Source organism: Shewanella algicola, from assembly GCF_014648035.1.
GTDB classification, from domain to species: domain Bacteria; phylum Pseudomonadota; class Gammaproteobacteria; order Enterobacterales; family Shewanellaceae; genus Shewanella; species Shewanella algicola.
Genome location: NZ_BMQI01000082.1, coordinates 1 through 11,359, shown reverse-complemented (window position 1 = coordinate 11,359; position 11,359 = coordinate 1). Strand labels below are relative to the sequence as shown.

General features: G+C 38.2%; 7 protein-coding genes and 2 pseudogenes. 4 read left to right on the top strand and 5 right to left on the bottom strand.

The window, feature by feature from the left end:
- Positions 1–864: 864 nt before the first annotated feature.
- Entirely contained in the window at positions 865–1,455 is a 591-nt protein-coding gene (gene curR, locus IEY42_RS20920; RefSeq protein ID WP_188927137.1) for a TetR family transcriptional repressor CurR, read from the bottom strand.
- 240 nt (positions 1,456–1,695) lie between these two features.
- Positions 1,696–2,484 carry an AraC family transcriptional regulator gene (locus IEY42_RS20915; RefSeq protein ID WP_188927136.1) on the bottom strand — a complete coding sequence of 263 codons (789 nt, stop codon included), beginning with the start codon at positions 2,482–2,484 and terminating at the stop codon, positions 1,696–1,698.
- A 451-nt stretch (positions 2,485–2,935) separates the two neighbouring features.
- Here IEY42_RS20915 and IEY42_RS20910 point away from each other — a divergent pair, with 451 nt between their 5' ends.
- Positions 2,936–3,724, top strand: a complete 789-nt coding sequence (locus tag IEY42_RS20910) for a cytochrome C assembly family protein (protein WP_188927135.1) — start codon at positions 2,936–2,938, stop codon at positions 3,722–3,724.
- A gap of 1,119 nt (positions 3,725–4,843) precedes the next feature.
- Here the strand turns inward: IEY42_RS20910 and IEY42_RS20905 are convergent.
- Both IEY42_RS20905 and IEY42_RS20900 read right to left on the bottom strand, forming a co-directional pair.
- Positions 4,844–5,968, bottom strand: coding sequence for an alkene reductase (locus tag IEY42_RS20905; RefSeq protein ID WP_188927134.1), 1,125 nt, complete (start codon positions 5,966–5,968; stop codon positions 4,844–4,846).
- A 22-nt stretch (positions 5,969–5,990) separates the two neighbouring features.
- Positions 5,991–7,481, bottom strand: coding sequence for an aldehyde dehydrogenase family protein (locus IEY42_RS20900; protein WP_188927133.1), 1,491 nt, complete (start codon positions 7,479–7,481; stop codon positions 5,991–5,993).
- 97 nt (positions 7,482–7,578) lie between these two features.
- Here IEY42_RS20900 and IEY42_RS20895 point away from each other — a divergent pair, with 97 nt between their 5' ends.
- Positions 7,579–8,481, top strand: a complete 903-nt coding sequence (locus IEY42_RS20895; protein WP_188927132.1) for a LysR family transcriptional regulator — start codon at positions 7,579–7,581, stop codon at positions 8,479–8,481.
- A 776-nt stretch (positions 8,482–9,257) separates the two neighbouring features.
- On the opposite strand, the pseudogene IEY42_RS22495 reads toward IEY42_RS20895, so the two are convergent.
- Positions 9,258–9,874, bottom strand: a pseudogene (locus IEY42_RS22495) (transposase); the annotation flags it as partial.
- Between the two features lie 360 nt (positions 9,875–10,234).
- Here IEY42_RS22495 and IEY42_RS20885 point away from each other — a divergent pair.
- Positions 10,235–10,438 carry a hypothetical protein gene (locus IEY42_RS20885; protein ID WP_229780225.1) on the top strand — a complete coding sequence of 68 codons (204 nt, stop codon included), beginning with the start codon at positions 10,235–10,237 and terminating at the stop codon, positions 10,436–10,438.
- Positions 10,439–10,817: 379 nt separating this feature from the next.
- A pseudogene (locus IEY42_RS20880) lies at positions 10,818–11,298 on the top strand (ISAs1 family transposase); the annotation flags it as partial.
- Positions 11,299–11,359 lie beyond the last annotated feature (61 nt).

Below are 11,359 nucleotides of genomic sequence, written 5' to 3'. Positions count from 1 at the left end.
CATTTGGTTTAGTGTAAATGGAAAACTCTATTTAAAACATTCTGATTTTAAGGGAGGGTTACACTCCTATTTAGTACATAATTGGAGTCCAGAACAGATCTCACAGGTATTACTGGTAATGAATTTACATTACGCTAAGGAATAAGCGCCAACCTAGCTAACTACTTAGGAGCATAAACACTATCACATAGGCAAGAAAAGAAAGCTACTGCTATTAAAAATGGCACATTCTACCGAGTCTAGCCCTGCAATTGTCAATACCCGCGAGCATTTTAGAGCTTGAGATATTAGTACTGTATTAGGCAAGGTATAGTACAGGTTCAATAGTGGCGAGAGTGGAGCAGAAAAATATCATTACTTGATAAAGACGGAGGGGGCTTCTGAGACTGTGACTAAATCAACTATCGAATTATTGATGCAGTACAAGGAACATGTGTGCACAATACAGTAGATAATTGTCACTAATTTTCTCATAATGAAATCATTGCTAAAACGCTTGATAATACACTTTGTTTGCGCAGAACAAGATAACTATCGACCTAAGAGATGTTTGAATTTTAAGCAGGAAGCAGGTCTATTCAAACTATTAGCAGCTCAAATTACCGACGGTCACACTTCTGAGTTGAATTCGGGCTTCATATTATAGTCAGGAATATACTACAGAATAACAATTCTAGATAGATGTCTACATGTAAAATTACGAAAAACTGTAAAGTTTATCCGGTTGGATATTGGATTATTACCAAAACGCCAAGATAAATTAGATTTAGTAGCTAGAATATCCTTCTAAATACAAGCTTATCTTAACTATCCCATGTAAAATCACAATTTAGCATCTTAGATACGACCAAGACTGTATTTTATCTAGCAAGATAATATGTCTTGTGTAGTAAGCAAAGCAATTTTAAGTGGGTTATTATTACCATACATTTTGCTCATTAAACTTGCTCCAAGCCAAAGTTGGTAAAGTGCTGTAGCAATTCTGTAGGAATCAATATTTGGATGTGGTATTGAACCATCAGCTTTGCCCTGCTCTAAACAACTAGCGATACGACTAATGATAAGATCAGCTCCGTCATGAAGAGTTTGACGCATTAACTCAGACAAATCTGCAACTTCGGCACTTAATTTAACAACTAAACACATCTGAGCATCACAAGGCTCACAATATCCATCTAACCATTTTTGCCAATATCCCATAAGTCTATCATTTGCTTTTAAACTTATATCAGAAAAGCGTTCATCCATATCGGCTAAGTATGCTTGAAAATACTCATCCAACAAAGACTGTCCAAATTGCTCTTTAGATTTAAAATAATGATAAAAAGATCCCTTAGGCACCCCTTCTGCCTGCAGTATTTCATTTATACCAACGCCAGTGAATCCTTTAACTAACATCATCCTGTGCCCAGTATTTAACAATCGCTGGCGTGTGTCTTTATGTTTTTCTTTCATTCTACTATTTTACCAATAACTAGACTTGTAGTCTACAATAAGTGAACTTCTGATTAGAAAATAATATGTCCAGAAAACTCTTCTGACGAGATAGTAACAATAGTCGCGACTACAGATATGATCAATCTATATAACACAACATGACAATAGAAATCTTTGAGTTTAGGAATGACTATTTCGCGCATATGCATACTATACCCCAATATATTCTTCTATATAAACATTGGCATAATTTTAGTTCTATACTTGCTTGGTAGACTGGCGGCGAAATGCTGCGGGAGTCATCCCATATACAGCTTTGAACTGTCGATAAAAATGGCTAAGGTTAGTAAACCCACTATCAAGGGCTACTTGAGTAATAGATCCCTTGCCTGCAGACAAAATTGTCGCAGCAACTTCGACTCGGCGCAAATTACAATAATTAATAAAACTTTCCCCAGTATGACGACGAAACTCTCGCGTAAGTACGGTTCTAGAAAGACCAAACTCTCTTCCTACCTGTTCTAGACTGTTACTTTCATGTAACTGAGTGTCGATCCAATCTCTAATATCTTGAATTTTTTGACTATAACGATGCCAAACGTAGTCATCAGCAAGATCATCAGTTTCAATATCAAATGCCAGTAGCATGCCTACTGCTCCCCAGGAAAGGGCTAAGTCTCTTGCACTGATACTCTCAGCCCCATCGCGAATCAAATCAGATAGTTCTCGAACATTAGACAAGCTTTTATCATGGTCTGTATACCTTACTTGCGAAAATCTCATTCTCCCTAAAAGTGCACGCTGGGCAGGAGAAATATAGGTAGCTAAATCGTGGCTGTTCATACATAGAATTTTCAGCTCTGCATCCTCACCAGGCTGAAATGCCAATCGATGACTTGTCCCTGGAGCTATGAGGACAGTTCTTCCTGGATGCAGCTCGATTGTCCCTACTTCGCTTTCAAGTCGGCCAGAACCAGAGCGACAAAAAAACCACTCCAAAATGTCGTGCCTGTGCCAAGATGTGGACTCTACCAGCTTGGCAGTCATACTAAATAGCATAGAGTTGATACCCAATCATACATAATATAAGTCGGATCATATAAGACAATAGCCTTCTAATCCAATATATTTACACTCTGTGTAATCAAATCATTAGAGTATATTTATATCAAAATAGACACACTGTTTTATTGGCTTTAATTCTCATAGAGGCACGGCGACTGTTTAAGTGAAGTAGTAACTGGATTAGCATTTGATAGATAACCCCATTTGGGCAAATCTTGCCGGATTATACTTAATATTTTAGTCTTCCTGCTGGATGAGGATCACTATGATGACTCAGCAGTTCTGATTTATAGTGTTGATTAAGCGTTGTAAACTCATCACGGCTACTGTTACTAGGCTAAATTACGCACTATGCTCATATTATTTATGAAAAACATGTGCCTGCTTCGTTTGTTTGTAGGCAATCACTAAAAACTGGATAGGGTAATTTCTGATGGTAATTTTTTGTTCTTCGGCAATTTTTTTTTACGGCCTTGCGCTTATGTTAGTATCTAGTCGCCTATTGCACCCCGATGGCCCCAACCGTTTAGCAGTGACTATTTCTGCAGCTATTGCTGTCGTATTACATGCGGGTATATTAGGACACTCCATATTTATGGTAGATGGGCAAAATTTCAGCCTTACTAATGTAATTTCGTTGGTGATGTGGATAATTACTTTTACTTTTACTGTGCTTATGTTTCGGCTGAGACTTATGATTGTAGTACCAATAGTTTATGCTTGCTCAGTTATGTCTGTTGCCTTGCTTTGGTTAGTCCCGCCTGTCTACATTACTCACTTTGATTTACACCCTAAAATTTTCGCTCACGTAATTATGTCATTGATAAGCTATAGTACATTATTGATAGCAGCACTATATGCAATCCAATTATCCGCAATTCAGAATAAATTGAAGAATAAAGAGTTTATTCGAAGCCCTATAACACCACCTTTATTAACAGTAGAAAAACAACTCTTTCACTTGGTGATGATAGGAATCGTGCTACTGAGCATATCTATCGCAACTGGATTCATTTTTTTCGAGAACACTTTTGCTGATGGTATCGGTCATAAAGCAGTACTATCGATTTTGGCTTGGCTTGTTTATGCAGCAATGTTATTACAACACTACACTATTGGTTGTAAAATACGCACAGAATTGATTTACACTTTAACAGGGGCTGTGTTATTGACCGTTGCTTATTTTGGTGCTCGCACTGTTAAAGAACTAATCCTCAGTTAATTTAAAATTAGATCTAACCAGCGAAAAAAGCCATATGTATATTATCGATCCTTATGAACCGCATCGGTAAAGATCTATTAATGAATATTAGATAATATCACGCCACAAATTAAAAAATAGGTACTGATTATGCTTATAATATCAACAGCAGTGAAAGCCTACGGAGTCGGGCTAGATCGCGAATATTATCTATACAGATTTAGTCTGTGTTTAGAACTACATATGTTCAGTACATTATCACTTCATGAATAGTCAGAAATGATTCAGTATTGAATTATTCGCAGTGATCAAAAAACTCACACCCATGCGGTACGCTTGCCTACGGGAGACTTCGTTGCTAGTTCTACTCAAGATAATAGTTAGGTAACTATATTACTGGATATTATAGTGAAACGAGACTCTATCATAGTGAATTTTACCCCCAAATGAATCAAAGTGGTTATATTGGAAAACTTTGAAACTATACCCATAATTGTTGATATCTAACTCTTGACTAATCTGGAAGGTTTTTTGTTAAAGGGACGAAGCCTGAACCTCGGTTATTGAGGTGAGCAAACAAAGTCAAATACCAGGAAAGCATTCAGGGCTGAGCATAAAATTGAAGCTATACACTATACAATGAGTCCTAAATAAAAAACACAACATCGGTGAAGCATCAAAGGCCACGAAAATAGGTAAATCGACCATGGGTAAATGGGTAGATAACTCAACATGAGCAACAAGGTTTAACACCTAGTGCCACAACAATTACAGCAGAGCAAGTTGAAGTTCGTTAGCTTAATAAGCATATCTAGCCGATTTCCAGCCCAATTTCACGAAGGAAAAAAGTTCATCGTATCGATAATAGTTCCGCAGAGGCTCATAATATGACCCAACGAGTCACAAAAGAGGCATATAGCTAAGTCGCTATCGTACGAGTAATTTAATGAAGAAACTCAGTTGGTAATCTGTATGCAGCCTAAACATACATATAAGAAAGCGACCAAAAATATATTGCCATATCAAATACACCTAATCACCAACGTGTTCTCAACTCGCGGGGTCAAGTGACTTTAATATAGATAGTATAACTCTTATGCTCTATGAAACCAGCCATCCCTGGCTGATAGTCATTAGCAGTTATTCACAATATTCAGGATAATCGGTATACCCCACCTCTGTTCCCCCATACATTGAGGATGGATCGACCTTATTGAGCAACCAACCATTACGGATACGCTCTGGTAAATCTGGGTTGGCAATGAACGGACGCCCGAAACCGAACATGTCACCGTAGCCGTTTTCCAGAACGCGCAATGCTTTTTCTATCGTATACGCCCCTGCATACAAAATACGTCCAGAGAAATGTTCACGAGCTGCGCGATAAAAATCGTCAGGCAAATCAGGAGCGTTGTCCCAATCAGCCTCAGCTAGCGAAAGATAAGCTATATTTGCATCTTCCAACACCTTAATGGCTTCGACGTATGTATTAAAAGGATCACTTTCCACCAATCCTAGATAAACGCGCTCTTCCTCTGTGCTAGCAAAAAGAGGTGCAAAACGAACCCCTACACGTTGGCTACCAATTACATTAGATACAGCAACGACCACTTCTCTAAGAAATCTCAAGCGATTTTCCAAACTGCCACCATACTCATCCGTACGCTTGTTCGAGTGTTCGGAAATAAACTGGTTAATTAAATAACCATTTGCACAATGCAGTTCAATACCATCAAAACCAGCTTCAATTGCATTGCGAGCAGCCTGCGCATATAAGTTAACCAGTTCTTTTACTTCATTGGTCTCTAACGCTCTGGGTTCACTTGGATCGGCTAGTGCACCTTCCCCAGGCCCAGTTTCAATGAAAACTTTTACCGTATCAGCACGTATTGCAGATGGTGCAACAGGAGCTGACTCATTAGGTTGCAGACTTGTGTGCGAGACACGACCTACATGCCACAATTGAGCAAAGATAATGCTACCCTTGTTATGGACCGCTGACGTTACTAACTTCCACCCTTCAATTTGCTCTTTTGAATAGATACCCGGTGTCCATGCATAGCCTTGTCCTCTAGGCTCAATCTGAGTACCTTCAGTCACCATGAACCCAGCTCCAGTTCTTTGTGTGAAGTACTCCCCCATCAAAGCATTAGGTACATCACCAGGTTGACCGCTTCGTGAGCGAGTCATTGGTGGTAAAAAAATACGGTTAGGTAGTGTGTATGGCCCCAATTGGACGCTCTCAAATAATTTATCTACTATCATGATTATCTATCTCACCTATTAATTAATACATTCCCATTGGTTTCTCATTTAAGCTAATGAGAATATTTTTCTTTTGCGTATAAGCATCCATTATTGACTTATGAGTTTCGCGTCCAATTCCAGACTTTTTGTAACCGCCAAAAGGGGCGTGAGCTGGTAGTTCGTGATAAGTATTTACCCACATTCGCCCCGTTTCAACTCCACGAGCGACACGTAACGCACGATTAATATCTTGGGTCCAAACCCCCCCTGCTAACCCATACTCAGATTCGTTGGCTGCAGAAATAACCTCATCTTCGGTAGAAAACGGAATAACAATTACCACTGGGCCGAAGATTTCTTCTTGAGATACACGCATTGAGTTGTTTGCATCTATAACGATTGTTGGTTCAATAAAGCATCCATTCTCAAGATTCCGGTCTATAATCTGCTTACCACCAGTCAAAATTGTGGCGCCTTCTTCTCTAGCTAATTCGATATAGCCGAGAATACGGTCCATTTGTGTTTTGCTAACTTGTGTCCCCATTTGAGTTGCTGGATCCATAGGGTCACCCACTTTCACGGCTTCAAATTTGCTCTTTAGTTCGCCGACAAATCGTTCAAAGATTGTATCCTGAACAAATAAACGGGCACCTGATTCACAGACTTGACCTTGATTTAAAAGGATAGATAGTGCCGCACCATCTAGTGCTCGCTCCCAGTTTGCATCTTCGAATATGATATTGGCTGACTTACCGCCCAGCTCTAGAGTTACCGGAATAAGCTTATTTGCAGCAGCTTTTGCAACAGCATATCCGACATTTGTTGAGCCGGTGAAGGCTAGTTTGTTTATGCCAGGATGATCCAACAAGCTTTGACCAGCATCTTGTCCAGTACCAGTAATAACATTTACTACACCTGCTGGTAGCGTTTGTTCAAAAATCTTACATAGCTCTAAGAGGGTTGAAGATGTCATTTCAGAAGGCTTAATTACTACAGTATTTCCTGCAGCTATTGCTGGTGCTATCTTCCAAGCCGCCATTAAAAGCGGATAGTTCCAAGGAATCACCTGCCCAACAACCCCTAATGGTTCACTTAATACTAGGCTCATTGTTTCATCATTAATCATGACAGCTTCATCGCTATGTGAGCGAATAACACCAGCGAAGTAGCGAAAGTGGTCGATTGCTAATGGAATATCAATAGATGATGTTTCACGAATAGGCTTACCTGTCTCCATAGCTTCTAGACTCGAAAAAAAGTCTTTTTTCTCTTGGATTTTATCCGCAATTTTTAGTAAAATATTTTGTCTTTCGATAGTAGATGTATTCTTCCACTCAAGAAATGCTTTCTGTGCAGCATCGACTGCCTTATCAACATCAACAGAGTTAGCAAGGGTGATTTGTGTAAATACCTTACCTGTCGCAGGATTAATGCTTTCATAAGTATTGCTACTACTGCCATTAACCCACTGCCCACCAATGAACAGCCCATACTCGTCTTGCGGCATATATTTTGTACCTAAGTTATACATATTTGCTCCCTTGTCTGAATACACTGTTTGTGTATTGAGAATATTAAGAAAAGCAGGGTACAATTGGAAACAAAGTCTATTTGTTTAGGTTACAATTATGAATGGTTTAAATCATGTTGATCTCAAGCAGCTTCGTGTACTTGAGAATTTACTTCAAGAGCGAAATCTTTCACGCGTCGCGAGTAAAATGAACCTAACACAGCAAGCTATAAGTGAGCACTTGCGTAAACTTCGCTCTCTTTTTGATGATCGTTTGTTTATTCGACAAGGTAACACTATGGTGCCTACCCCATTAGCTATTGAGCTAGGAGAGAATGTTAGTCATATTTTATTGGACATAGAAAAACTACTCGAACCATCGACATTTAATCCGTTGCGCTATCATGGTGTATTTACAATTAGTGCGACAGATTATGCGATTCAATCAATACTTCCCCAATTTTTACACGCATTACGTAAAGAAGCTCCGAACTTAAAAATCATCATACGAGATTTTGAGTCAAATAATGTTTGTCATCTATTTTCCTCTGGTGAACTGGATCTGGCACTGACATTTCCAGAATTTGCACCTGATTCACTTATGACATCAACATTGTTTATCGAACAGCACATACTCATCGCCGGTATTAATTCCCCCCTTAGGAACCGAATGTTATCAATAGATGAAATAGCTGAACTACCTCAGCTAATTATATCTCCTTCAAGAGCAAACTTGAAAGGTTCCCATGATGATTGGTTCGCGGAGAAAGGGTTAAAAAGAAATATCGTAATGTCTTTACCTAGTTTCTCCGCAGCCCCAGATATTATCTTCGCTACTGATTTAGTAGCCTTTTATCCATCATGGCTACTTCCAAATACAAAAGTAGAGCCATTGGTCACAGATTTTTGTCCTCCTAAATTTGAAGTAGTTGCCGCATGGCATCCTAGAACAAATAATAGTTCTATCCATCAATGGGTAATCGAGAAATTAAAAAATTTAACAAAAGGCATGGATCATTAATCAAGTTGATTACTGTGTATTCCTGGATGATCCGGCCACCTTTTGCGGAAACACAACAACTTTACTTATAATGGACCGCTGATAACTAAATGGTTTTATTACTATCCCCCTGCATCAGGATGATTGTCGTCTCAATTAATTTCAATATATTATTATGCCAAGAAACTGAGGAATTAATTAATTCATTTAGGCTCACTTTCACGAAATATCATTAATCAACAAGTGAAACCGTTGCGCGTGGACCAGTCTAGTTCAGAGAGAGTCATTTGATTGGAAACTGCTATTTAGCTTTTCGTTAATATGCTTTGGCTTTCATTTTGACGAATACATCACAACTCATCTTTATTTATTATGGTGTTGCCTTGTTTTTTTTGCAATCACCCCAACGTCAAATATGAGTAATGTTGCTCTTCAACTATTGGCAAGATTTATATGGCTATTTACATTGCACCAGGTAATAAAGTTAATCGAGACGGGGGCTCTTTTCAAGAGTGTAAAATGAATACAACAAATCATACGATCACAACGAAATATGGTCGATACTGTACTATCAGAGACCATGAGATTGCACCTCCGACAAGTACAGCTGGTCGACATTGGTTACAGATTTATAGAACACCAGATAACACAGAATAATATCCGTAACATTATAGTAGAGAGTCCGCTTGACGCGGCCTTTCTTTTTTGAATGAGAAAAAATAAAATCTGCTTGTAGCGGCTATTAACCATAGGTTTTAAAACGATAGTTGTTCCTAATCTTAATGCGCCTTATCCTGGGAGTGTTGAAATGGAACTAAACTAATCCAAGCAGCAAAATTTTGACCACTCTTGATCTGATACGTATCCTACATTCGATAGGCAACAAGCAGCTGTCATTGGCCCTATACTAGGTATTGTTTGTAGTAACTGCATCAATGGTTTTCATTTAGTAATAACTCCAATTTCTTATCTTGTTTATTTTAATGTGTTCAAATACTTGTAGTATTCATGTAATTCCTGCAACTCAACCATCAATGTGAAAAGGATCTGTTCACCTTTATCAGCCAACCATTGGAACAGTTTTTTCATATGAGCATGACCTCTAGGAAAGCTCATACCAAACTCAAGCAACACAGAGCCAATTCTATTCATGTTAGCAGTTCTTTCTTTGATGTAACCTGAACGTATACGGCGAATGACATTGGCAAATTAGCACGGTTTCACTTTTTGGTGATGCAAACCTCATGCTGGACATCATGGACGCTTCAGCAATGGTATCCAGATCAATGAATTCATTTTGTGTGTTTTAACGTAAGGTTATACATAATTAGCAGGGATTAACTTAACTTGATGACCATATGACTCATATTCCAAGCAAGCCACCACAGGTTTCCATTGAGATGATGGTTGGTTCTTTGGTAAAATCAACAACTTGATCATGTAATAATATCAAGTTGTTGATTGATTAACAGTCTGGTAAAAAAGTCGATTTAAACTAAATAAATAGCATTACTTCAGTTCAATAACGAACATGTTTATTCCCTATTCTGTGTTATAAAATTCCCTATTCTGTGTTATAAATTTTGAGGACAATTCTATTTGTATCACCTAGTTGAACAAATATTAATAATGTACAATGCAGGCTGTTTAAAAATTATTATCATTCAGAGTATTTATATGAAACATTATCAAATGTAGCTCGTTAATATAGTCACCGATCGTGTTTGTGACGTATGTGGGAACAGCGTCATGATTGATTTAGTTGGTCATAAATATGAAGAAGTTGGTGAACTTAAAGCTTCATGGGGGATATGGTTCCAAAGAAGATGGCACTACATACCATTTAGATTTATGTGAGGCCTGCTTTAAATTTGCTGTTACCGCTTTAAAAAAGCATAGAGAAGCTGTGATGCTTGATAATTACCTAGATCTTCCTAGAGAGGATTTTGGGATAGATAAATATCATACGCCCAACTAAATAAAACTATTAGGGACGTATGTCTGATCCAGGATTATTTTGCCTAATGCTTGTTATGTGAATTTGAAACCATACTCTTTAATCGAAATATCCTTAATTTAACTTTCACCGATACTTCTTTTTAGATTCGAGTACACTTTTAGCGCTGCACTATAAAATTACCCATGGTCTAAGTCATCAGCATACTCAACAGCCTTTGTAAGATAATTAGCCACAGAAAACAACTTAAAATACAAATAATCATCAACATATGCTTCAAGCTAGGCTTTTACTACGAGTGTCCAGGGCGAGATCTCGAACGTTTTTCAGTCAATTAAATACACTCTTTGACGTTAACATTTAGCTATGACCTTATACTCCCGTTTTTCGGGAGCTCACCATGCATATTGACCACTTCAAAGAGACTTTTCAATCCATAACAGACCAACGCTAAGGGGCTAAAGTGACCTATTGCCTTTTTGAGGTTCTGTTTGGTTCTCTATGTGCTGTTATCGCAGGCGCTAAAGGCTGGTTTGATATTCGAGAATATATACTTGGACATCATGATTGGTTTAAAACAATAACCTATTCGTAAGTGGCATTCCTGCTGATGACACTCTAGCTCGTATCATATCAACTATAGTACCAGAACAATTTCACCTATATTTTATCAACTGGATGTCATCGATACACACGCTTACTGAAGACAAAGTGATTGCTATCGACAGAAAACGCTTCGAGGGTCATACAATCGTCAAGACAGAGCCAGTACCATACACAAGATTAGTGCCTATGCTTCATCAAACAAATTAGTACTTGGCCAACTTAAAACAGAACAAAAAAGCAATGAGATAACTGCCATTCCTGAGTTGATAAAGATGTGTTCTGGTCAAGTCCAACCGGACACTTTTCTAAAAGAAATTTCAAAATCAATCGGTGACT